The sequence below is a fragment of the Luteipulveratus mongoliensis genome (genome assembly GCF_001190945.1).
In the GTDB taxonomy this organism is placed as follows: Bacteria; Actinomycetota; Actinomycetes; order Actinomycetales; family Dermatophilaceae; genus Luteipulveratus; species Luteipulveratus mongoliensis.
This window is the reverse complement of record NZ_CP011112.1, coordinates 1,577,315-1,600,181: the sequence shown is the minus strand read 5'-3', so window position 1 is coordinate 1,600,181 and position 22,867 is coordinate 1,577,315. Positions and strand designations below refer to the sequence as shown.

The following is a 22,867-nucleotide window of genomic DNA, read 5'->3' as shown; positions in this document are numbered from 1 at the left end:
TTCCAGCACAACACAAGTCGATAGAGGCGGGGTGATGGCGCGTGCCCAATGGCATTGAGCTTGCGACCGCGTACGTCACCTTCCTCGTCGACGGGTCAGAGTCGGACAAGGGTGCTCGAGAGGCCGGTCGCAAGGCTGGTCAGGAGTATCAGCGCGGATTCGATGAGACCTCCGGCAAGGACGCACCAGACCCTGGCAAGGGGTCGGAGAAGAAGTCGCGCGAGTCCGGCACCAAGGCCGGCAACGCGTACGCGTCGGCCTTCGACAAGATCATCAGGACCCAGGTCAAGCGCGCGCTGGACTCCTTGCCGGACGCGAAGGTCGACGCCGACGCGACGCCTGCCCAGAAGGCAATCGCGCAACTGCGCACCGACCTGGCCGCGATCGGCAAGACGAAGATCGGTGTCGACCTCGACGCCGGCGCGGCGCAGGCCCAGATCACCCGGATCAAGGGCGAGCTCGATCGCCTCGGGGCTGACTCGGCCGACATCGGTGTCCGCGTGGACTCCGGCGCGGCATCAGCTGCGCTGGAGCGCGTCGACGCAGAGGTGTCCCGGATCGACGGCCGTCACGCCGAGATCAACGTCGACGTCGACACCGGCGGTGCCGAGACGCGCCTCGCGGCCATGGGCGCACAGAGTGTGTCCGCGGGTAGCGGCGTGTCGACGCTGGTCCTGGCGGCACTCGCGCTCGCGCCGGCGCTGATTCCCATTGCGGCAGTGGGTATCCCGGCGATCGCCGGAATCGGGGCTGCGGCCATCGGCGCCGGCGCTGGCATGGGCGTACTCGCGCTCGCGATCGCGCCAGTGGTCAAGGCGATGCAGGCGCTCAACGCCGCAGACGAGGCGAACGCGCAGGCCGGCAAGCAGCAGACCGCTCAGGCTGCCGCGATCGCCTCGGCTCAGGCCTCGGTCACCTCGGCGACCAAGAGCCTGGCGAACACCCGAGCTCAGGTCGCTGACGCGGCAGTAGCCGCCTCCACGCGCATCAAGCGCGCCCAGGAGAGCGTGCGTGACGCAGAGGTGCAGGGCAACCGGGAGATCGGTGCCGCGCAGCGTGCGGTGTCTGATGCCCGTGAGCGTGGTGCTCAGCAGGTCGAGGCCGCCGTCGCCCGGGTGAAGTCCGCCGAGCAGGGTCTGGCCTCGGCGCAGCGGCAATCGCTCACCGCGCAGCAGGCTCTGAACGACGCGCGCAAGGCCGCGAAGCAGAACCTCGAAGACCTCGCGCTGCGCGTGCAGGACGCCGCGCTCAACGAGCGGTCCGGAAAGCTGCAGATCGCTGACGCGCAGCAGCGCCTGAACGAGGTACTGGCCGACAAGAACTCGACGACCCTGGACAAGGAGCAGGCGAAGCTCGCGCTCGACCAGGCCCGGCAGGCGTACCAGGAGACGCTGGTCCAGAACAAGCGTCTGCGCGATGAGAAGGCTGCCGCCGACAAGGCCGGCGTCAACGGGTCGAAGCAGGTCAAGGATGCGCAGCAGGGCGTCGCCGACGCGAACCAGCGCGTCAAGGATGCCCAGGGCGAGATCACCAAGGCTCAGGCCGGTGTCGTCAAGGCGCAGAAGGACGCAGCGAAGTCGGTAGCGGACGCCGAGCGCAAGTACGCCGACGCCCGCATCAACGCATCGCGCGGTGTGCTGAGGGCTCAGCAGCAGGTCACCGACGCCATGAAGGCGCAGCAGACGCAGGCGCGGCAGGGTGCGTTCCAGGTCGGCCAGTCTCAGGCGTCTTTGGCGGCCGCGCAGCGCAGCCTCACCCTGGCTCGCGCTAAGTCCGGCGAGGCGACCGCGGCACAGACCAAGGCAGCCGCTGCTATGGCGGCGCTGACCCCGGCCGGCCGGTCGTTCGTGACGTTCCTGCGTGGGCAGCTGATCCCGGCGTTCGGTGGGCTGTCGAAGGCCGCGCAGACGGGGTTCCTGCCCGGCGCGGAGCAGGCGCTCAAGAACCTGCTGCCGTTGGCGACCCCACTGAAGGCGTTCGTCACCGACATCTCGACCCGGCTCGGCAACATGGCTGTGGCCGCGTCGAAGGCCCTGACCGGACCGTTCTGGACGCGGTTCTTCACCTTCATCGCGACCAACGCCGGCCCCTGGATGGAGACCTTCGGTCGCATCCTCGGCAACGTCGCCAAGGGCTTCGCTGCCTTGTTCCTGGCCGCTGCACCAGCTGGGACGTCTTTCCTGGGGATCCTCGAGACCCTGTCGCAGCGGTTCGCCACCTTCGGGCAGAGCAGCGGCGACCCGAACTCCGGCTTCCAGGGCGTCCTGCGGTACGCGCAGGTCGCGCTTCCGAAGGTCGGCGCGTTCCTCGCCGCGTTCGGTGCGGCGCTCGCTCGCGTGACGGTGGCGCTCGCCCCTCTGGGCCTCGTGCTGCTCGGCGTGCTCACGAACACGCTGCGCTTCATCGCCGGCATGGACCCGACGACCATCCGCAACCTCGCTATCGGCATCGTCGGACTACTCGTCGCGATCAAGCTCTACAACGTCGTGGTCGGTACGGCGAACCTGGTGCAGCGGGTCTGGACCAGGGCTGTCTGGCTGCACGACGTGGCCGAGAAGAGCGGCATCCTGACCAAGATCCGGTCGGCCGCCACCACGGTCGCGAAGACCGTCGCGGAGAAGGCCGCAGCGGCTGCGTCGAAGGCGACGACGGCAGCGACCTGGCTCTACGTCACCGCCACCAACGCGCTGTCACTCACGACGATCCGCACCACCGCGGCGACGGTCGCGAAGACAGTCGCAGAGAAGGCTGCCGCCGTCGCGAGCAAGGCCATGGCAGTGGCCCAGTGGCTGCTCAACGCCGCGCTCACAGCGAACCCGATTGGGCTTCTCATCGTCGGCCTCGTGGCGCTGGGTGTCGCCACCGTGCTGATGTGGAAGCGAAGCTCCACATTCCGCGCCATCGTGACTGGCGCCTGGAACGCCATCAAGACCGTCGCCGTCGCGGTCTTCTCCTACTTCCGCGACACGATCTGGCCAGGCTTCCAGATGATCCTCGGCTGGCTTGGTGGAGCGTTCAAGCTCTGGTGGTCCGGCGTGAAGCTCTACGTGGGCTTCATCTCGCTGATCGTCGGCGCGGTGTTCTCGTACGTGCGGGACACCATCTGGCCCGGGGTCTCCAAGGTCATCGGCTGGTTGGTCGGTGGCTTCAAGCTCTGGTGGTCCGGGGTGAAGCTCTACATCGGCTTCATCAGCACGATCGTTGGTGCCCTCTTCTCCTACGCACGGGACACGATCTGGCCCGGCATCTCCCGCGTAATCGGTTGGCTCGTGGGCGGATTCAAGCTCTGGTGGGACGGAGTCAACAAGTACGTCGGCTTCGTCAAGCTCGTCGTGGGAGCCGTGTTCTCGTACATGCGAGACACCATCTGGCCCGGCTTCAAGACGGTGCTCGGATGGATCGTCGGCGGATTCAAGGGCGCCGCGGAAGGCATCGGCAAGGCCTGGGACGCCATCCGTGGACTCGCTGCCGGGCCAGTCGAGTTCGTGGTCAACACGGTGTTCGGCGGCCTGCTCGGAGCGATCGGCAAGATCCCCGGTCTTGGTGGCGCGATGAACGGGATCAAGTCGGCAATCGGCATCCCGATCAACCTGCACGGTGGCGCCGCGAAGAACACCGTCCGCAACGTGTCGGGCCAGAACCGGAACCTGCAGACGGCGGCGGTTGGTGGGCGGATCCGCGGCCCGTGGCGAGGCGCGACGGCCGACAACGTGCTCGGCATCTCCGACAGGGGCGTGCCGACGGCGCGGGTGAACCCTGGCGAGTGGATCACGCGCGTGGCGTCCACGCAGAAGATGGAGCGCAAGCACCCCGGCGTGCTCGACTACATCAACCGTCACGGCACGCTCCCCGGTCTCGCGGCTGGCGGCATCGTTGCCCTGGGTCACAAGCTGCAGCAGATGGGCTGGCTCGTCTCCGAGCACCCGGCGTTCGGTGGGGTGCACCCGGTGCACATGAAGGGCAGCGACCACTACTCGGGTCGTGCGATCGACATCAACTGGCCCGGCGAGTCTGGCAACAACTCGCCCCAGGAGGTCGCGCACGCACCGTCAGCCCTGGCCACGATCAAGGCCTTCGGGCTGAACTACCTGTGGCAGGTAGCGGGTCACTTCAACCACATTCACGCCATGCTCGGCGGCTCGTCCAAGAGCGGCGGTGGTGGCTTCAGCCTGAACCCTCTGGACGCGATCAAGTCGAAGTTTGGCGGGATGCTCGACGGTGTCACGGGCAAGTTCGACGACAGCGTCTTCGCGCAAGGGGCCGCCGGTCTGGCCAAGTCGGCCATCGGCAAGGTGTGGGACTGGGCAGGGTCGAAGCTCTCCGCGCTCGGCGACGTCCTGACGCCCGGCCTGGGGTCGGGCATCTCGCAGTCGGCGTCCGCGCTCCAGGCTCAGGCTGTCGTCCAGGGCGTGGCGGCTAAGTACGGCTGGGGCTCGGGCGCGCAGTGGGATGCGCTGAAGTCGCTCGTCCAGGGCGAGTCCGGCTGGAACCCCAATGCGGCCAACCCGTCGTCCTCAGCGCGGGGCCTGTTCCAGAAGCTGACGTCGGTCAACGGCCCGCTCGAGTCGACCATCGCCGGGCAGGCGCAGTGGGGTCTGAACTACATCCGTAGCCGCTACGGCAGCCCGTCGAACGCTTACTCGACGTGGCTGTCGCGTAGCCCGCACTGGTACTCCGGCGGCGGCGAGGTCACACGGCCGGGCGGCTACGCCAACGGCACGTCATCGGCAACCCGCGGTCTGCATCTGGTCGGCGAGCGTGGGACAGAGCTGGTCGACTTCCGAGGCGGCGAGCGGGTCCACAACAACCAGGACACGCAGGCGCTGCTCGGCGGTGAACCGATCGACTACGAACGCCTCGCCGAGGAGATCGCCAAGGTGGCGATCGTCCTGGACGGCAGCGTCGTGACGGAGAAGGTCACCGACCGTCAGAAGCGGCAGCAGGCCCGCGGTAGGTCCGGGTTCAACATCACGGCGGGGGCGGTCTGATGCTTGTCACGGTCGAGCCCAACAACGTGCCACCGCGGGTGCGGATCGAGACCCCGTCGTCGTCGGTGGCGCGCGTTGGTGCGGACGGCTCGCGCGTCGTGGTGCGTGGGTCGCTGCAGTCCGAGGTCCCGCCTCCGTTCACCGCGGCTGCGAGCTCGTCTGTTGTGCGGGACACGGCGCTCTACGAGGCGTTCCCGTTCGTCGTGCGGCACCCGGACACGGGCGTGATGATGGGTGCCTGGCGTACGTCGGCCACGCACGTCGACAACACCGGTGCTCGGTGCGCGACGTCGGTCAGCACGAACGATGGCGTTACGTGGAGCACGCCGAAGATCGTGAACCCCGGTCTGGGCGCTCGCGATCAAGGCGCCGCCGGCGTGGTGCCGCTGCCGGGCGGCAAGTTCGGCCTGCACTTCATGGCCAAGGCTCCGTATCAGGGCTGGTTCACGACCACGGCCGACAACGGCACCACCTGGTCCGCGCCCGTGGAGATCTCGCGTCCAGCTGGCACGTGGTTCTTCCCGTGCGGCCTGGCGCGGATCACGGACGGCACAGGCTCCATGGTGCTGCTCGCGATCGGGTACGGCGGCACTGGTGCGGTGGACGTGAACTCGGCTTCGACGATGGTCGAGGTGTCGCGCAACGGCGGACTCACCTGGTCGCACCTGGCCACAATCGGCGAGCAGACCGCGGGCACGAATCGGGCCTACCTCGAGGGGCAGATCGTGCAGTCGCCGACGTCGGGCGAGCTGGTCATGCTGCTTCGTTTCGAGCAGGGCACGGGCGGCGGCGCGACGACGTACCGGATCATGGTCTCGCGCAGCACGGACTACGGCGCGACGTGGTCGGTGCCCTCGACCGCCCTGAATGGGTTGGCTGGCCAGCCGACTCTGTGCGCCTCGCGCGATGGCGTGCTCGTCACGGATCTCCGCGTGCCCGAGCAGGACTCCAGTGGAGCGCAGACGACCGGCCGCCACACATGGGCGTACTCGCGGGACGACGGCCGCACGTGGTCTGTCGGCGGCCAGTTCGAGACCGGCGGGCGGATGGGCTACGGCCAGTTCTGCCAGACCGCTGGCTCCGACCTGTTGGCGTTCTACTCGGTCGAGACCACCACGAACACCAACGCCGACATCCGTACTCGCAGGTTCTCGGCGCTGTCGGCGGCGGACGCGCTGGTCATCTACGACTACGAGTGCCCGCAGGAAACGCCGGTCACCTACGACGACGGGTACGCCTCGTCTGCCCCGGTGACCATGCCGGACGTCGGCAAGTGGTTGATCCCCTGCAGCCGCCCGTCGCTGGGCTGCCGGTTCGACACCGACAAGGAATCCCTCAGCGCGTGGGAGCGCGGAGAGACGCGGTCGGTGCTGGAGATCCCCGGCGCCAAGCCGTTCATCGTCACGCGACGCTCCCCCGGCCGGTCGACCAGCATCGACGCCTTCACTTACGGAGCTGAGGACGCGCAGCGGATCCGCGCCGCGCTCTTGGCACCTGGCTCTTACTTCCTGTCTGCGCCGTCACGGTTCTGGATGCTCGAGGGCGCCTCGTACGTGGACGTGTCAGGCGTCAAGGAGACCCCCCGCGGCATCCAGAAGACGCCGGCGTGGAACTGGTCCATGACGCTGACCGAGGTGGAGCGGCCGATTGACCTGTCGACGTCACTGACCGGTTGGGACGCCATGCCGGACCCGCCGTGGATGCAGACGATGCCGACGTCGTGGGCGGAGATGCCCGCGTGATTCGTGGGTCCGCGGGCCTGGAGGCCGCGCTGTCCGCACCACACTCGCCGGCCGTGTACGGCGAGGTGTGGATCGGCCGCTCGCGTATCCCCCGCGGCACGATCGAGATCGCCGACGGCAACGTCAGCCAGTCCGGGTCGAGCTTCGCCCGGCGTGAGGGATCGGTCGAGATCGTCAGCACCCGCGAGACGCGGGAGATGTTGCAGCAGCCTGGCGCGTGCGTGCGCCTCTGGTCCGGCGTTCAGGGCGTCTCTTCGCGCATCCCGGTCATGTGGGGTGTGGTCGCGAAGACCTCGCGCGACTGGGGTGGCGCGTCACTGTCGATCCCGCTGGACGACCTCGCTACCCGCGTCGTACGCGACCGGTTCCCGACGCCGCGCGTGTTCACGGTCCCGACGCTGCCCGAGAAGCCGCCGACCGTCCCCGAGATGATCCTGGCGCTGTGGCGTGACTCGATCCCCTGGTGCGGCTGGGACGACCAGTCGGCGGACGCGACTCCGATGCACTCGATCACCTGGGACGAGGACCGCGCCCAGGGCATCGCCGACCTGGCCGGGTCCATCGGCTGCGAGACCTGGCTACGCCCGGACGGCGTCGTCGTGCTCCAGCAGATCCCATCCATCCGCACCGCGCCGTACTGGCACGTGCAGCAGGGCGCCCGGCTGTCGAAGGCGCAGTACGAGACGGACCGCTCCAAGTCCTACAACCACATCGTCGTCACGAACGAGGCGGGCACGGCCCGCGGCGAGTACGCCGACTATGACTCACCGTCCGGCATTGATCGGTGCGGCCGGGTGCTCGGGAAGATCACGACGGACGCCGTCGCGACCAACGCGCAGTGCGTGACCGCGGCACACGCCGCGGTGCTGCGCTCCCAGGGCGAGCGGGTCTCGGTGTCCTACGAGATGACCAGGCACCCCGGGGTCGAGGCGTCCGACGTGCACCAGATCGGCACGTCCGAGGACAACCGCCGCGTCGTCATCGACTCAGTGAACTTCGACCTGTTCGGTGCCGGCATGCAGGCCACCGGGCGCACACCGACGCAGCTGCCCGAGATCGAAGTGTCATGACCAATCCCCTTCACGCCCAAGGAGGTTCCCCATGCTGAGGTCCGCAACGGGCGCACCGCTCATCGACACCACGACCGACTCACCGCGGCGCGATCTGCCGACGACCATCGAGCAGATGGGCTTCTGGGTCGACGAGCGCGCTGTGCCGACCGTGGCGACGGTGGCCGAGCGGAATACGATCTACGCGGGGCTCGGTCCGAGCGATGGCCGTCTGGTCTGGGTTATCGAGACGAAGTCTCTGTACGCGTGGACCGGCGCCGGATGGGCGACGATCTGGGCGGCGTCCTCTGCATGGAACACGGCCGGGTTCTTCTGGTACTCGGGCACATCCGAGGCGGCGCTGAGCATCGGCGACGGCGCGGGAACGTGCCAGTACAGCAAGATCGGGCTGAGCACCGCCGTCACGAAGATCTCCATGCGTCGCGGGTCGTCGTCGAACCTCGGGGCGGGCAACTACTCCTGGCGCACTCCCCTGGTGATGACCGGGAACCAGGACTGGACCGGCACCGGGCTCGTGCGCCGGGCGAATGGCGATGAGTGGCCATGCACGGTGGTCGCCACGCAGAACCAGCGCGTGGCGCTCACGTTCTGCCACAACCAGACTCGCGTGGGTTCGACGTCGTTCACGTGGGTCCCCAACGACAAGATCTTCTTCCAGCTTGAGCAGGAGGTCGCGCCGTCGTGAACCGCGACCCGTTCTCGCCGACCACGGCACGGCACCCGATCGCCATCGCCGTGTACGCCGGCTTCTTCGCGCTGTCGATCTGCTATCTCATCGGGCGGACCGAGGCGCACGCCATGGACGAGGTCACCGGGGGTCTTGAGCTCGCCTGGCAGATCCCACTGCTCGTCGGGTCGGGCGCCGCGTTCGTCGGCGCCCTGCTCCCCCGCCGCCTGTTCGGGCTGTTCCTGGAGGGCGTCGGTGTAGCGATCCTCGGTGCGGAGGTCGGCGCCTACGTGTGGTCGATCTACCTGGACCGCGGATTCGGCCCGCTGGCAACGCTGCTGGTGTTCGGCTTCATCGCCGCAGGCTGTTTCGGACGCTCAGCCCAGGCCATCCGCGAGCGGGGCCGCGCACTGCAGTCCGTCGAGCAGATCACCCGCGAGGACTGAGCCGTGAACGTCGACGATGTCGTCAAGGTTCTCGTGGTCCTCGTGGGAACGCCGACACTCGCAACGCTCATCGGCTACATCTTCAAGCACCGCCAGGACGCGGCCGTGACCACCCTGACCAAGGCCCAGGCGGACAAGGTCTGGCAAGAGATCAGCGACAAGGCCGGTCTGACCATCAACGGCCAAGGCGAAACGATCACCGCCCAGGGCAAGACCATCAAGGGCCTGGAGGAGCGCGTCGAGGCCCTGGAGCAGCGTCACTCCGCCGAGCGCCACGCCTGGAAGCAGGACCGCGAGGTCCTCGTCTCGCGGATCACGCACATGGAGACCTGGGCACGCGCGATCTACCGCTGGCTTCAGGAGGGTGCGAACCCTCCGCCGCCGGACACCCCGGACTGGGTCCTCGAGCTCGCCGAGCAAACCCAGTGGGACGCCGGCCACTGACCGAACACCCCTTACAGCCCTCGTCATTCGACGGGGGCTTTCCCATGCCCAAGGAGCCTGCCATGCCCACCTGGCTACCCGAGTTCTCCCGAGACGCGCACCCGTACGGGTCCCTCGCCTTCTACCCCGCGCTGAGCGGAGGCCAGCCGGCCGCGATGGATGCGACCCCTTGCGGGCTCGCGCACTCCACGGAGTCTCCGAACCTGCCCGGCTACGAGGGTGGAGCGACGAACCCGAACTTCACCATCGACCCGTACCGCATGGCGCGTCGGCAGCACGTCCCGGCCAATGTCGGATCTCGTGCGCTACGAGGGTCTGTCGCGATCGCGTGCGCCGCAGTTCAGGTCGAGATCGTCGGCTACTGCGACAAGGCGACCGCCACCAAGCGCGGGCACATGGCGTACTACCTGCCAGACCTTGGCGAGGCTGGCCTGAAATATCTGGCCGAGTCGCTCGCGATCATCGGCAAGGCGTGCGGCATCCCCGCGACGTCCTCGGTGAAGTGGAAGGCATACCCGGCGTCCGCCGGCGTCGACAACGGGATCCGCCTGTCACTGGCGGCGTTCAAGTCGTACGCCGGATGGCTCGGCCACCAGCACGCGCCTGACCCCAACTTCCACGGCGACCCCGGCGCGCTGAACATGACACGCGTCCTGCAGCTGATGCAGCCGAAGCCGGCCACGCAGACGCTCGAGATGTCGTGGGCGGCTCACGCCCGCCTTCGGTACGTCCTCGGCCAGACCACGTTCCCCACGGTCGGCGTGCTGAAGGTCGACACCGTCACGCCCTGGCAGCAGCGGATGGGCACCACCGACGACGGCGTCGTGTCCAACCCGTCCTCCCTCGTCGCAGCCGTCCAGGCGTACCTGTCCGACGACTCGATCGGCTACTCGCTCAAGGCATCCGGGGCCTGGGACACCGCGACCCGTGCCGCCTGCGAGGACTACCTGCTGAACAAGAACGGGGCGTTCACGCGATGAGCCTGCGATTCACCCGCCGTACGCACCAGGTCGTCCTGCACTGCTTCATCCGCGACGTGTTCCTACCGCTCGCCAAGAAGCGCGGCCTGTCCTCGGTCGTCTACGAGGACGGCTACTACGACCCGATCGACTTCTCGGGCCACTTCACCAGAGCCTTCACGTGGCACTCGCCGCTGCGGGCGTTCAAGTACGCCGGCCGCAAGTACGGCTCGGCTGCCGACCTGAATGTCACCCCGACGAGCCGCGAGCGGGCGTTCTTCCTGAGCGAGCTCTTCCACCACTCGGCGTACTGGGGCATCGCGTCACGGTTCGAGGGCGGCACGCACGCGCACCTCGACTGCGGCGGCGACGAGCGATTCGGCGACTCCGCCTCGCTGCACAGCCAGTCCACGCACATCGGCTCGCCGAACTTCGCCGCGACCGGCAATCCCATTGCCATTGATGGGAATTGGGGCGCCAACACCTGGCGCAAGGTCCAGAAGGTCGCGGGCCTACCCATCACCGGCAACGGCGACGCCGCCACCGTCCGCTGGATCCAGTCCCGATGCGGCGCAAAGCAAGACGGCGCATTCGGTCCCGCCACTGCGGCGGCCCTCGCCAAGCGAGTCGGCACCAAGGTCTCCCCGCGACCCGGCGGGACAAACCAGGGAAACACCGCCGTGCAGATCTACCTCATGCTCAACCGCGCTCTCTGAGAAGGGAATTCATCATGACTCTCAACCTCTCCCCCAAGGTCCGCAAGGTCGCGTACGTCGCCACCGCGGTCGGCGCCCCGGTCGTCGCGTACCTCAACGCCAAGGGATACATCGGCGAGCTCGAGGTCGCGCTCTGGTCTGGCGAGGTCGCCGTCGTGAACATCCTCGCGGCGCTGAACGTGCCTGCGAGCGACCAGGAGCTCTGACATGGCCGACCTCCCCTCGGGACTGGCGTACGGGAAGGTCGTCTTCACCGTCCTGGCCGCCGACCCGGACAGCGCCGACGCGGGCAGGCTCCCGGACGCTGCGGTCCCGCTCGTCGGGCTGACGTTCGTGCCGAAGAACTCCGTCTCGCGTATCGCCGGCAGCACGCCCGTGACGATTCTGCGGCCGACGATCGGCGCCCAGACGAACTCGTCTGGTGTGCTTGTGGACTCGCAGAACGCCACGGGGATCTGGCTCATCACCGGCCAGTACTCGGTGACGTACGCCGTTGCGGGTGGCGGGCCGACGATCGGGTCGCACGACATCGACGTCCTCGCGCAGTACGACGACGACACCCCGCTCGACCTGTCCGTTGCCGCGCCGCCGATCGGTCCCGATCTGACGCCCACCCAGTACAGCCAGCTCTATGCGCTGTACATGTCGGGCGTCGGTGGCGGTGGCGGTGGCGACGTCACCTCGGTCGCGGGCAAGACGGGCGCGGTCACGCTGGTCGCCAACGACATCAGCAACGCGTCGACGGTCGGCAAGGGCGTCCTCACCGCGGCTGACGCTGCCGCGGCTCGGACTGTGCTCGGTGTCGGCACTACGGGAGCCGTTGACTCCGTCAACGGTCACACCGGCACCGTCGTCCTGGGTTACGCCGACGTCGGTGCCCAGGTCGCCGGGTCGTACGCCACGTCCGCGGACCTGACGGCCGGCCTCGCGGGCAAGGCGGCCACGTCGCACGTCCACGCCACCGCGGACATCGCCGACGCAACCACGGTCGGCAAGGCCGTCATGATGGCCACCGACGCCGCTGCCGCCCGCACGGCGATCGGCGCCGGGCTGTCGAACCTCACGATCGGTACGACGGTCGGCACGGCCAAGGTCGGCAGCTGGACCCCGACGGCCGCGGACATCCCGGCCGGCTCGGTCATGTACGCCACCTACAGCGGGTCCGCATGGCCGGCGCGACCGACATCACGCACCGACGTACAGGTCACCTGGTACGGGCCGATCGGCTCCGCCAACCCCTCCGGCGCGCTGATGGGCGACGTAGTGGAGCGCAGCTGATGGCGCCGACTGGGGCACCATCCTGGGGCACGTGCCAGGCGCACGGCACGTGGCGATCTCAGAGCGGAGATCTGCTCGCGGGCACGTACTACGTGACCGTCCCGGTGCGCATCACGAACGCCATCGATGACGTGATCGTCCCTGCCGGGCAGTTCGCGACGGGCACGTTGAACGTCACCGCGGGCGACCCGTCGTTGGACCTGGCCCTACCTGCGAACGACGACCCGGACAACTCCCCGCTCGGCTGGCAGATCACGGTGAAGGTGGTCTTCGTCGGCTCGGTCGCTACGGAGACGTACGTCATCGACACCCCGCTCGGTGGCAGCGTCAATCTCCGGGAGGTCGTGCTCCCGCAGACCCTCCCGCCTCCGGCGCCCGTCCTGCTCAAGGGCGAGCCTGGCGGTATCGCCGAGCTCGACGCCGACGGCGACGTGCTGAACGCCGCCGGAGTGAAGGTGCTGCCCGGCGGTGGCGGTGGTGGTGGGTCGACCATCTGGTCGGAGATCAGTGGGAAGCCATCGACGTTCCCGCCCACGATCGGCCTCACTTCCAGCACGGCTAAGGCCGGGGACTACCAGCCGAGCTGGGCGCAGGTCACGGGAAAGCCCGCGACGTTCACTCCTGCCGCGCACGCGAGCTCACACGCCGCGGCCGGCGCCGACCCGCTCACTGTGGCCGTGTCCCAGGTGTCGGGTCTCGTCGCGACGGTGGAGGGCATCGTCGCGGGCAGCGGCAGCGTCCTGTCGGTCGCGGGCAAGCAGGGCGACGTCGACCTCGAGGTCGGCGACCTGACCGACTCGACCACCGTAGGCCGCGCGCTCATGAAGGCCACGGACGCGGCCGCCGCACGCACCGCCATTGGCGCGGGCACCGGTGGCGGATCGAGCGCTTGGGCTGACATCACAGGCAAGCCAACGACGTTCGCGCCCATCGTCGGCACGACGAGCACCACCGCCAAGGCCGGCAACTACACGCCGACAATCGCGGACCTGCCCGCTACGTCAACGCTCGCCGTCCATTGGACCGGCTCGGCCTGGCCATCACGCCCCACCTCGCGCACGGACATCACCGTGCAGTGGGTCGGCGGCTCCACCGCACCATCGGGGGCGCTGTCTGGCGACCTCTGGGACCACACATCATGAAACGGGGCGCCATGACCCTCCAAGACGACACCCCCATCCCGGGACTGATGCCGACCAAGAAGAGGTCGAAGCGGGCCAAGACCGCCATCGGGATCGCCACGGCCGGCCTGCTCCTGCTCGCAGGCGGCACCGTCGCATCGGCCGTCACCTCGAACGGGACCGCGAACTGCACGGCGTCGCCGAAGGCGTACCAGGTCGAGCAGGGCACCCGCATCTCGGTCGTCTGCACGATCCCCGGCACGGCCGGCGGGACATCGACCGTCACGCAGACCGTCACGCACACGGTGACGGCGAGCCCGACATCGTCGCCGACGACTACGCCCGCGCCTGACGAGTGGCCGGACGCGTCGAACACTGGTGTCCCTGCTGGAACCTTGCTCACGGCGTACACCGGCCCGAACACAATCACGGTCAACGGGACCGTGATCGACGGCAAGACCGTGACGGGCGACCTGGACATCGAGGCGTCCAACGTCATCATCAAGAACAGCGTCGTCAACGGCCAGATCGCCAACTACGCCGAGGACTTCCCGGACGCGTCGTTCACCATCACCGACAGCACGGTCAACGTCGGCAACACGTCCGGGACCGGCATCGGACACGGCCCGTTCACGGCGACCCGTGTCGAGGTCACCGGAGGCAACCGCTCGATCGACTGCGCATGGCAGTGCACCGTCGAGGACTCATGGGTCCACGGCCAGTTCACCGACCCGTCCGGCAGCTTCCACGAGAGCGGCATCCGCGTCGGCGCGTACAGCACCATCACGCACAACCGAATCGCGTGTGACGCGCCTTTCGTCGCACCCGACGGTGGGTGCTCAGCGGCCTTGACCGGCTACCCCGACTTCGCAGCGGTGCAGCACAACAAGATTGACGGCAACTTCTTCGTCGCCAACACCTACGCCACACCTGAGGGCGTGTTCTCGATGGCGTTCTGCGCCTACTTCGGCGACACCCCCGGCAAGGCGTACTCCGGCCAGACGATCGACATCGACGTCACCAACAACGTGTGGGAGAAGGACGGCGTCGGGAGTCACAGCAACTGCGGCTACTACGGCCCCTACGTCGACTTCCCCGAACAAGACCCCGACTCGACATGGATCAACAACACGATGACCGACCACTCCGTCCTGCTGTCGAACTACTGAGGAGGGGACATGCCCGCAGCAGCCATACGGCAGTCCACCAAGGGCGACTCTGACTCGTCGGGCATCACCACGGCGGACGCCACATTCCCCTCGTCGGTGGTCTCGGGCAACACGGCCATCGTCATGTTCGCGGGTGACGCCGAGCCGACGACCGTCCCATCCGGGTTCACGTCGGTAGCCAGCTTCTCAGGCAACTTCGTGTACAAGGCGACGGCCGTGACGGGTACAACGTTCACGTTCGGGTGGTCCTCTCCCGTCCGTGTCGCATGGGCTGCGGTCGAGTTCGTCGGCGTGGCCACGTTCGGCACACCCGAGACGACAGCGTCTGGCTCACCCGGCACAACTGCAGTCGGCCCAGAGATCGACGTGGACGCCGGCAACATCCGCGTCCTGTCCATCCTGTTCGCCGGCTACCAGGCTGGCGTGCCGGGCGCGGTCACGGCGTGGGCGGATGACGTCTCCGATGTCGCCGACTTCGTGAGCATCATCAACTCCGATGCGTCCACCGCGGGCGGCGCGTTCAACTATCTCGTCTCGGTCAGTAGCGCGCTCGTCGAAGATGCCGGCAGCTACTCGACCACGGCGACCCTGTCGGCCACTACGTACTGGACGCACGGCACCGTCGCGCTCACCTTCCCGACCGCCGTGCCGGACCCCGACATCGAGCGCTCCGTCTTCAATGGCAGCACCTGGGACCCAACGACCCGCGAGGTCTACAACGGCACGTCGTGGGTGCCGACGACGCTCGAGGTGATCGCGTGACCTCCGCCGACGTGCGCGCGATCGGTCGCGCCGCAGACAAGACGTTCTGGGACGGCTTCGAGTACGGCCTGTGCCACCCGCGTGCCGGCGCGCTGCTCATCGCGGCGTGCTTCCTGGTGTCCGCCGTCGGCCTGCACATGTCGCGTGAGCTCGCGAGAGTGACCGTCCCGTGACCTACGCTGACCACCTGAGACAGGAGACGCCGTGACCACCTCCGAGCAGATCATCGCCGTACTCGACCGTGCTTCGAACATCACGGACGGCGAGCAGCAGGCACTCAACGACGCGTACGACGCGGCGTACAACGAGAACCCCGCAGTGTGGGAGACGGCGTACGCCACGGTCATGGCCGCCGACACCGTCGACGACGGATCCTGGCGTGAGCACTGGGACGCCTTCGACAACGAGCCCCGCCGCGAACGGCCTTACGACGCTCCCGAGCTGGTGGGCGGCCTGCGTCGAGTGCAGGACAACACCCGGTTCGTCATCGCCGCACTGCGGTCCAGCGCTGACGCCGAGTCACGAGACCTGATCCTCGGGCCGTGGCGGACCGTCATCGGCGACCCACTGTCGGTGCCCTGACGTACGATGGTCGCGTTGACTCCGCTACGGGATCGGAAGTCGTAGCACCAGGGAGCGGACAGTGACCGCCTGCCTGGTGACGCGCTACTAACTGCTCGGGATCTGTAGGCCCGCCGACGCGCCCCACCTCTTCGGAGGTGGGGCGCTTTCGTCTGTCCGGAGGGGTCAGACCTTCTCGCCGCGCTGCGGACGAGAGACTGCCGTCTTCCGCGCGACAGTCTTCCGAGCCGCCGCCTTGTCTGCCGAGACCAGCTGCTGCGCCCGCTGATGTGACACCCCGAGCGCGGCCCCCACATCGCGGATCGGCATGTCCATCGCGGACAGCCGTCGTGCGGCGCTGCGCGCACGGTCCGCCGCGTCGTGGTTTGCACGCTCCGACTCGACTCGCAGCCTGGCCGCTTCGTCGATGTCCTTCTGAACCTCCGTCGGCAGAACGATCGTCATGTCGACAGTTACGTCCTCCGGGTCGAAGTCGAGGGTGACCGCGACCAGGTCGCGCGCCATGGCGTCGGCCTCGCGCAGGTGACGCGCCTGCGTGACTCCGACGTCCTCGACGCGGATCAGCCAGAACCGGCCGTCGCGCTCGGCGGTTGCCGTGTAGGTGCTCATCGCCACCATCCCTCTCCCAACTTCTCGGCCGCCTGCTTGCGGATCGCAGCGGTCAGTCCCTCACCGATCTCGGTGTGGCGCGGGATCGGGATCCTCACGCCGTCGAGGCTGTAGACCGTGTGGTTACCGCCTTCGCGCTCGACCTCCCAGGTCAGGTCAGCGGCTCGCGCTGCCTTGCTGATCTGCTTGATGAGTGCCCGTCGCTGCGTCATGAGAATAGTCTAGGGCACACTTGACTATCAAGTCAAGTGTGCCCTAGACAAATGTGGAAGACGCGACCGACGCGCGCTATCGGGGGATTCCACGCACGCCGGCCGCGCCGTTCTAGACGGGCTCCCGCGCCTCGACCTCGTCCTCGTCGGACGGGTCATCGGGAGCACCGAGCCAGTGCGCCGACAAGTCCTCGAGATCGTCCAGGCCGCCCGATCCGATGCCGTAGTCCGTCACGGCGCGAGAGTCCACAGACGCTCGCACGGGAGAGGGCGCAGACCATCGGCGACAACGCCATCGACCGTGACGCGCAAGCCCGGCCAGAGGCGACCCATCTCGGCGGCGTACCGTTCCGCGACCGACTGCTCAGCGCGGTAGCCGTACATCAGATGGGACCCGAACCAGACCTGCACACGTCGCTGTGGCGTCGTCATGCATCGAACGTATGAGCGCGCGACGAGCCCAGGGGGTCACCACTGGGCCACTACCTCAGGGGTCCCAGTTTGGGACCCCTCGGTCAGACGGTCAGGCCGAGACGCGTCGCGAGCGCACGCGAGTCACTGCCCACCAGCGGGCCGCCCTCGGTGACCAGCTCGCCGGCGAGGCTGCGCGCCAGAGGGTGGGAGCGCATCGACTCCTCGCTTACCGACGTCGCGCGCTGCAGCGCGCCGAGCGCGCCAGCCGAGTCGCGTGCCTGCCAGTACGACCGCGCCATCTCCAGCCACAGACGCGCACGCCGGTCGACCGACGGCATCGCGTCAGGGTTGACGCGGCGTGCGTCCTCCAACGCCTTGCGCCCGTGCAGCAGGTCGGCCGAGACGCTCACCGCGGTGATGTCCGCGTTCGGCACACCGAAGACCGTCCACGCGTTGGTGTAACCCTCAGGCAGCGCGCGCGCCACATCGACGCCCTCGTCCATCAGTCGCCACGCGTCACCCTCGCGGCCAGCACGTGCCGCACTGATCGCGCCGTGGATCCGCAACGCGCCGTACATCGCGCGCATCTCGTCGGCGCCGTCTGCCAGGAACGGCCGCAGCATCGTCGCGGCGTCGTCGGCCAGCTCGACCGCCTCGTCCTCCTGCGCGTTGCGTCGCACGTTCCCCACGACCCACGCCGCGCCCGCGATGACCAACGGGTCATCAGCCTGTTGCGCGGCCTGCATACACCGGTCCGCGACGAGCCACACCAGCGACGGCTCAGCCAGCCACGCCAACGCCTGCTCGCACAGTGCGTAGGTCTCCGACAGCACGGCCGCCGCCGTCCGACGCTCACGCCCGTCGAGCACGCGCACGGCCCGCTCGGCATCGCGGATCAGCTGCGGCCTACGGTCTTCCCTGCGAGTTCATCGACCATGGCGGCCTCACCTCAACGCGGATGGCTTTCCGTTCATCGTAGGCCCGCTGTCCGACCTCCGGTAGACGATGGGTCCCATGGCCTACCCGTTCGACCGCGTGACCAACATGCACCAGCCAGAGCACCCGTCCTACTCGAGCATCCCCGTCACCCACGGCGACACCCGGTGCCGAGCACGCATCGTCTTCGCCAAGCACGGCGAGATGATGGTCGAGGGCCAGATCGACAAGACGCACGGCCAGAGCGTCCTGTTCCGCTACTGGGACGAAGCCGGGTACGCCGGCGCCTGGCTGCACGTGCGCGACATCGAGCGACCCCAGGACCGGCCGCCCGAGACGAACTAGGTGACCGCACCCCCGACAGCCTTGGCGATCTGCTCCACGGTCACGTCGTACTTGCCCGCGTCCGCCGAGCCAATCCCGACGTCGATGACGAACTTCGGCCCGAGGATGATCGAGCCGTAGTCGCTGATGCCTTCCTTCGAGTCCGCTGCCGTCGTCGGGCGCGCGTACGTGTAGACCCACACCGACGCCTCTGACCCCGGATACGAGGACGACGGGTCGGCATCGTTGCCCTTGATCGTGCACTGCACCGCTTGCGCCTCACCCATCGCGACTCCCACCTGGGCTCCCGGGGCCAGCTCGCACATCGGGATCTTCTTGGCGATGTCGACGGGGTTGGCCGCTTCCGGCAACCCCTCGCTCTCGACCTCCGCGACCGGCGCGGGGTCTGAGGCGGCAGGAGCCGCAGACGCAGGGGTCGGCTGCGACTCCTGCGCCGGCTTCGATGGCGAGCCTGATGAACCGCACCCTGCGAGCACCAGCGCGAGCGCGGCTGCTGCGATGACGATGATGACGGTCCTGCTCGGCCGCACTCTCACCTTGACCGGTGGTGGCGCCACCTGGCTCTCGTCGTCCTCGTTGTCCTCTGGTCTGGTCGCGTGACCTTGCATGCCCATAGCCCCTGTCCTTCTCCCCTAGAAGTTCCCCCTGCTCAGGACTGTACGTCTGGGAGTCGGGGTCCGGCAGGGATCTTTCCGATCCTGGGGGCCTGGTCAAGATGGCTATCCGGATGGCTAACGGATGTGCGTTGCCGTGCCCCGCGAACCTCAGATATCCGCGTAAACACTGGAGCCGGTGACAGGAGTCGAACCTGCGACATCTTCATTACAAGTGAAGCGCTCTACCAACTGAGCTACACCGGCGAGCAGCCGCACTCGAGGGCGCGGCAGCCGCGTCGATGCTACCCGCACGAGCGGCTCCGCCCGAAATGACCTGGCACCCGCGCAGCTCTGGCATTGGCGCACTGTTGTAGCAGCGCGTCCGTGCGAGAGCAGCGCGGGTGTCCGCGCTACGACACGGTCAGGATGGCGACCAGCGCGCCGAGCAGCATCCACGGCCCGAACGCGAACCGCGTGCTCCGCGACGCACCTCGCGCGACCAGGACCACCGCCCACAACCCGCCGAGCACGAAACCGCCGGCCAGCCCCACGAGCGCCACCGACAGCCCGAGCCACCCGAGAGCCAGGCCCAGCAGCACCGCGAGCTTCAGGTCGCCGAGCCCGAGCCCGCCGATCACCAGCACGGCAAACGCCACGAACGCCAGCCCGGCAGACCACAACCCGTTGGAGTACGCGTGCCAGTCCGACTCGACCACCGAGGCCAGCACCAGGAGCAGACCAACCGCGACCAGCCCGCCCAGCGTCAGCAGATCCGGCAGCCGGTGCACCTGCTGGTCGATCGCCGCGAGCGCGACACCGAGCACAGACAGGGCGGCGTACGCCGGCCACGCCCCTCCGTGGTCGAGCTCGCTGAGCCGCCACGCGAGCACACCCCACAGGGCTGCCACAGCCGGCACGACCCAGCCGAATGTGGTTGGCGCTGAAGCCGACTCAGATGTCAGCCGCCACGAGCCGCGCGCGAGCCAGGCGGACGTCGTACGGCCGACGAGGGCACCACCGACCACGGCAACGAGGATCCACACGGTGGCAGGCACCCGGACATCTTGCCCGGATCCACCCGCCGACGGTGAAGGCCCTGTGGACAAGCGGAAACGACAGCAGGTCCGGGTGTCGTGACACCCGGACCTGCTGCCGAAATCAGTTGCTGCTGCGACCTCGCGAGATCAGAGAACGTAGGCGTTGAGGTAACGCTGCAGCGCCGCGGTGGTGCGCGAGTTCAGGCCGGAAGCACCGTCACGCGTGGTGCTGATCTTGCGCTGGAGGGCCGCGATGGTCTTGGGGCCGATGTCGCCATCAGCGGTGGTGCCGACCTTGCGCTGCAGAGCGCGCTTGGTCTGCGGGCCGAAGGAGCCGTCCTGCGTCGCGCCGACCCACTTCTGCAGGGCTCGGGTGGTGGCCGGCCCGAACGCGCCGTCGACGGAGAGCTTGCGGTTGTCGCTGCGCGAGGGGGGCTGGGTGGAGCCGCCACCGCCCACGCGGACCGCGAGGCCGTTGGCGCGGGTGAGACCGCCACGCTTGGAGCAGACCGGCCAGGCGCCGGGACCCTGCGAGCGCAGGACGTTCTGGGCGATCAGGATCTGCTGCTCACGGGAGGCGCGGTTGGCGGTGGAGGCGTACTTGGCGCCGCCGTATGCACGCCAGGTGCTGGAGGAGAACTGCAGGCCGCCGTAGTAGCCGTTGCCGGTGCTGATCGACCAGTTGCCACCGGACTCGCACGAGGCGACGCGGTCCCAGACGTTGCTGGGGGTGTAGGCCTTGGCCTCACCAGCGGTGGCCATGCCGGCTCCGGCAGCAGCTGCAGAGGCGACGACGACGCCGACGAGGCGACGACCAGTCTGGCTCTGAGACTGCGTCTCGGCGCCGTGCTTGGGGGTATAGCGCACGTTGCATCCTTCCTGACGAACGCCTGTGAGGTGAGCTGTCGGGTTCGGGCTGTCAGGTGCCCGGCCGGCGTCGTGCCGACTTCACCCCAAGACGCGTGGAGCTGGTGCGTCGAAAGTGGTTCCCCCACCCTCGTCATGCGCCTCGGACGGTCCGAGGAATTGCGCCAGAAAGTGACGAGGTTCGGCGTTCGGGCGCACGCATAGGGACTGCTCTGCAGTTGTCATCGAACATGCCTCTGGAAGGCGGGCACTGGCCAGAACATCGACCTGCGCCGAGCAAACGTTACGAAAGACTCGCGCCGCCCGCCAGTTCTCCGTCAAAGTCGGTCATAACACTGGTTCATGCGGTATAAGAGCGCTCGTTCACCGGCGACGAGCCCTGCGGCGCCTCACGATTGGCCTATCCAAGGGGGCTGACAGCACGTCGCCCAGTACGACTCCTGTGCTGATGGCCAGGGCCGTTGCAGCCGCGCCGACCAGGGACGTCACGCCCGCCGAGGGCGGCACCACGGACTGCGCGCCGAGCGCACTGCCGGCGATGGCTTCGTACATCCCGCGGAAGATCCGGAGGCCCGGCAGCATCGGGGAGACGGCGGGCACGACGAGCACGAGTGCCGGGGCACCGAGCCTCAGCGCGAGCAGCCGGCCGACCACGCCGACCACGATCGCGGCCACCGCGATGGCCGTCGTCCCGCCGACGTCGACGTAGCGGGTGAGCGCGCCGGACACCCCGAGGCCAGCCAGCCCGAGCAGCGCGGTCGGGAGCAGCATGCGTGGTCGCGAACGCATGGTGATCGCCGCGGACAGCGCTCCGACCGCGCCGCAGACCATGGGCAGCCAGAGCGCCGGGGTGGAGCTGTTGATCTGGAGGTAGCCGGGCGCGGTGAGCTGCAGGTCGAGCGCGTCGTCGAGGCGCAGGGTCAGCTGCAGTCCGGCCGCAACGCCGACGATGATGCCGGCCGCGGTGAGCAGCACGGTGAGCATCCGTCCGGCCCCCGTCACCGGGTAGCCCGTGATCGCGTCCTCCACCGCCGACGCGAGCGCACGCCCGGGCAGCATGACGACGATCCCGGCCGCGACGGCGTACGCGAAGTCCTCGCGCTCCATAGGAATCCACGTGGCCCACTCCGTCAGGCTGTACGCCGCCCACGCGAGCACTGTGGAGATCGCGCCTCCCGCTGCCGCGACGTAGAACGCCGGCAGGCCGCGCCGCGCCAGCACTCGTCCCAGCCGATCGATCAGCACCGACGACAGGACGCTGACGACGATGGCCGTCACGCCACCGCCGAGCAGGGCCGCGACGGCACCGGCCAGACCGCCGTAGCCGAGCGTCACCAGCCAGCGCGGGTAGAGCCGTCGAGCGCGCTGGATCCCCTTGAGCTCCTCGGCAGCCTGATCGACCTCGAACGGGCTGCTGACGAGCCGGTCCACCAGCTGGTGCACTGCCGCGAGGCGAGCGAAGTCGCGCGTCGAGGAACGTACGACCCGCAGCATCGTGACCGGCGTACCGGTCGGACTCGGGCACTGCACGAGCAACGACTGGTTGGTGATGTCGACCTCGAGTCGGCGCAGCCCGGCAGCGGCAGCAACCGCGACCACGCTCGACTCGACGTCACGAGTGCCAGCTCCACAGCGCAGGAGCAGCTCGCCCACGCGTACGGCCAGGTCGAGTCTCTTGCGAACCTCCGCCTCGGCCTCCGGAGCGACAGCCATGCGGGGGTCGCGGTAGGGCGTCAGGCGCAGCGCGTCCGCGATCGGCAGCGGCTCGGTGACCGCCTCACCCTTCATGAAGCGAGCGCGCGACCGCCGCAGCTGCTGCCTGGCGCGGTCGTTGGCTGCGCCCTTTCGACCGACTCCCCCTCCCGCCGGCGTCGCAGGCTCCACCGAGCGGTCGTCGTCCGTCATGC

25 protein-coding genes, 1 tRNA gene and 1 riboswitch are annotated in these 22,867 nt (G+C 68.6%); of the genes, 16 read left to right on the top strand and 10 right to left on the bottom strand.

Going from position 1 to position 22,867, the window contains the following annotated elements; all coding sequences use genetic code 11:
• Positions 1-41: 41 nt before the first annotated feature.
• The 15 genes from VV02_RS07525 (at position 42) to VV02_RS07455 (ending at position 15,944) form a co-directional block, all read left to right on the top strand.
• Positions 42-4,988: an aggregation-promoting factor C-terminal-like domain-containing protein gene (locus VV02_RS07525; RefSeq protein WP_052590809.1), complete on the top strand. Its 4,947-nt coding sequence runs from the start codon at positions 42-44 to the stop codon at positions 4,986-4,988.
• Complete coding sequence (locus VV02_RS07520; protein WP_052590808.1) at positions 4,988-6,730, top strand: sialidase family protein; 1,743 nt, start codon at positions 4,988-4,990, stop codon at positions 6,728-6,730. The genes VV02_RS07525 and VV02_RS07520 overlap by 1 nt, the downstream gene beginning before the upstream one ends.
• Complete coding sequence (locus VV02_RS07515; RefSeq protein WP_052590807.1) at positions 6,685-7,800, top strand: hypothetical protein; 1,116 nt, start codon at positions 6,685-6,687, stop codon at positions 7,798-7,800. The genes VV02_RS07520 and VV02_RS07515 overlap by 46 nt, the downstream gene beginning before the upstream one ends.
• A gap of 31 nt (positions 7,801-7,831) precedes the next feature.
• Positions 7,832-8,485: a hypothetical protein gene (locus tag VV02_RS07510; RefSeq protein WP_052590806.1), complete on the top strand. Its 654-nt coding sequence runs from the start codon at positions 7,832-7,834 to the stop codon at positions 8,483-8,485.
• A complete protein-coding gene (locus VV02_RS07505) occupies positions 8,482-8,913 on the top strand; it encodes a hypothetical protein (RefSeq protein WP_052590805.1) in 432 nt (143 codons plus the stop codon). The genes VV02_RS07510 and VV02_RS07505 overlap by 4 nt, the downstream gene beginning before the upstream one ends.
• A gap of 3 nt (positions 8,914-8,916) precedes the next feature.
• Entirely contained in the window at positions 8,917-9,357 is a 441-nt protein-coding gene (locus tag VV02_RS07500; protein ID WP_052590804.1) for a hypothetical protein, read from the top strand.
• Positions 9,358-9,419: 62 nt separating this feature from the next.
• Positions 9,420-10,337, top strand: coding sequence for a hypothetical protein (locus VV02_RS07495; protein WP_052590803.1), 918 nt, complete (start codon positions 9,420-9,422; stop codon positions 10,335-10,337).
• Positions 10,334-11,032, top strand: coding sequence for a peptidoglycan-binding domain-containing protein (locus VV02_RS07490; RefSeq protein WP_052590802.1), 699 nt, complete (start codon positions 10,334-10,336; stop codon positions 11,030-11,032). Before VV02_RS07495 ends, VV02_RS07490 begins: the two co-directional genes overlap by 4 nt.
• A gap of 14 nt (positions 11,033-11,046) precedes the next feature.
• On the top strand, positions 11,047-11,238 hold the full coding sequence (locus VV02_RS07485) for a hypothetical protein (RefSeq protein WP_052590801.1): 192 nt from the start codon (positions 11,047-11,049) through the stop codon (positions 11,236-11,238).
• 1 nt (position 11,239) lies between these two features.
• Positions 11,240-12,310 (top strand): hypothetical protein, encoded by a 1,071-nt coding sequence (locus VV02_RS07480; protein WP_052590800.1) that lies wholly within the window; start codon positions 11,240-11,242, stop codon positions 12,308-12,310.
• Positions 12,310-13,452: a hypothetical protein gene (locus VV02_RS07475; RefSeq protein WP_052590799.1), complete on the top strand. Its 1,143-nt coding sequence runs from the start codon at positions 12,310-12,312 to the stop codon at positions 13,450-13,452. The genes VV02_RS07480 and VV02_RS07475 overlap by 1 nt, the downstream gene beginning before the upstream one ends.
• A gap of 11 nt (positions 13,453-13,463) precedes the next feature.
• Positions 13,464-14,600, top strand: coding sequence for a hypothetical protein (locus VV02_RS07470; protein WP_052590798.1), 1,137 nt, complete (start codon positions 13,464-13,466; stop codon positions 14,598-14,600).
• A gap of 9 nt (positions 14,601-14,609) precedes the next feature.
• On the top strand, positions 14,610-15,362 hold the full coding sequence (locus VV02_RS07465; RefSeq protein ID WP_052590797.1) for a hypothetical protein: 753 nt from the start codon (positions 14,610-14,612) through the stop codon (positions 15,360-15,362).
• A complete protein-coding gene (locus tag VV02_RS07460; protein ID WP_157063312.1) occupies positions 15,359-15,535 on the top strand; it encodes a hypothetical protein in 177 nt (58 codons plus the stop codon). Before VV02_RS07465 ends, VV02_RS07460 begins: the two co-directional genes overlap by 4 nt.
• Before the next feature lie 31 nt (positions 15,536-15,566).
• Positions 15,567-15,944, top strand: a complete 378-nt coding sequence (locus tag VV02_RS07455) for a hypothetical protein (RefSeq protein ID WP_052590795.1) — start codon at positions 15,567-15,569, stop codon at positions 15,942-15,944.
• Between the two features lie 165 nt (positions 15,945-16,109).
• Here the strand turns inward: VV02_RS07455 and VV02_RS07450 are convergent, their stop codons facing one another.
• From VV02_RS07450 to VV02_RS07435, 5 genes are all read right to left on the bottom strand, one after another.
• Entirely contained in the window at positions 16,110-16,553 is a 444-nt protein-coding gene (locus VV02_RS07450; protein WP_052590794.1) for a hypothetical protein, read from the bottom strand.
• A complete protein-coding gene (locus VV02_RS07445) occupies positions 16,550-16,765 on the bottom strand; it encodes a type II toxin-antitoxin system HicA family toxin (protein ID WP_052590793.1) in 216 nt (71 codons plus the stop codon). The genes VV02_RS07450 and VV02_RS07445 overlap by 4 nt, the downstream gene beginning before the upstream one ends.
• Before the next feature lie 112 nt (positions 16,766-16,877).
• A complete protein-coding gene (locus VV02_RS27290) occupies positions 16,878-17,000 on the bottom strand; it encodes a hypothetical protein (protein ID WP_281177288.1) in 123 nt (40 codons plus the stop codon).
• Positions 16,997-17,197, bottom strand: a complete 201-nt coding sequence (locus VV02_RS07440) for a hypothetical protein (protein ID WP_052590792.1) — start codon at positions 17,195-17,197, stop codon at positions 16,997-16,999. Before VV02_RS07440 ends, VV02_RS27290 begins: the two co-directional genes overlap by 4 nt.
• Before the next feature lie 83 nt (positions 17,198-17,280).
• Positions 17,281-18,054, bottom strand: coding sequence for a hypothetical protein (locus VV02_RS07435; protein WP_052590791.1), 774 nt, complete (start codon positions 18,052-18,054; stop codon positions 17,281-17,283).
• A gap of 139 nt (positions 18,055-18,193) precedes the next feature.
• Here VV02_RS07435 and VV02_RS07430 point away from each other — a divergent pair, with 139 nt between their 5' ends.
• Complete coding sequence (locus VV02_RS07430) at positions 18,194-18,460, top strand: hypothetical protein (protein ID WP_052590790.1); 267 nt, start codon at positions 18,194-18,196, stop codon at positions 18,458-18,460.
• Here VV02_RS07430 and VV02_RS07425 read toward each other — a convergent pair.
• The 5 genes from VV02_RS07425 to VV02_RS07405 all read right to left on the bottom strand — a co-directional run bounded on the left by VV02_RS07425 (position 18,457) and on the right by VV02_RS07405 (position 22,865).
• Positions 18,457-19,074, bottom strand: a complete 618-nt coding sequence (locus VV02_RS07425) for a hypothetical protein (protein ID WP_052590789.1) — start codon at positions 19,072-19,074, stop codon at positions 18,457-18,459. The two genes, VV02_RS07430 and VV02_RS07425, sit on opposite strands and share 4 nt — an antisense overlap.
• Positions 19,075-19,244: 170 nt before the next feature.
• Positions 19,245-19,320, bottom strand: a tRNA-Thr gene (locus VV02_RS07420).
• Positions 19,321-19,466: 146 nt separating this feature from the next.
• Positions 19,467-20,111, bottom strand: a complete 645-nt coding sequence (locus VV02_RS07415; RefSeq protein ID WP_052590788.1) for a prepilin peptidase — start codon at positions 20,109-20,111, stop codon at positions 19,467-19,469.
• 129 nt (positions 20,112-20,240) lie between these two features.
• Positions 20,241-20,960, bottom strand: coding sequence for a transglycosylase family protein (locus VV02_RS07410; protein WP_052590787.1), 720 nt, complete (start codon positions 20,958-20,960; stop codon positions 20,241-20,243).
• A gap of 5 nt (positions 20,961-20,965) precedes the next feature.
• Positions 20,966-21,119: riboswitch (cyclic di-AMP (ydaO/yuaA leader) on the bottom strand.
• Between the two features lie 204 nt (positions 21,120-21,323).
• A complete protein-coding gene (locus VV02_RS07405; protein ID WP_052590786.1) occupies positions 21,324-22,865 on the bottom strand; it encodes a threonine/serine exporter family protein in 1,542 nt (513 codons plus the stop codon).
• Positions 22,866-22,867 lie beyond the last annotated feature (2 nt).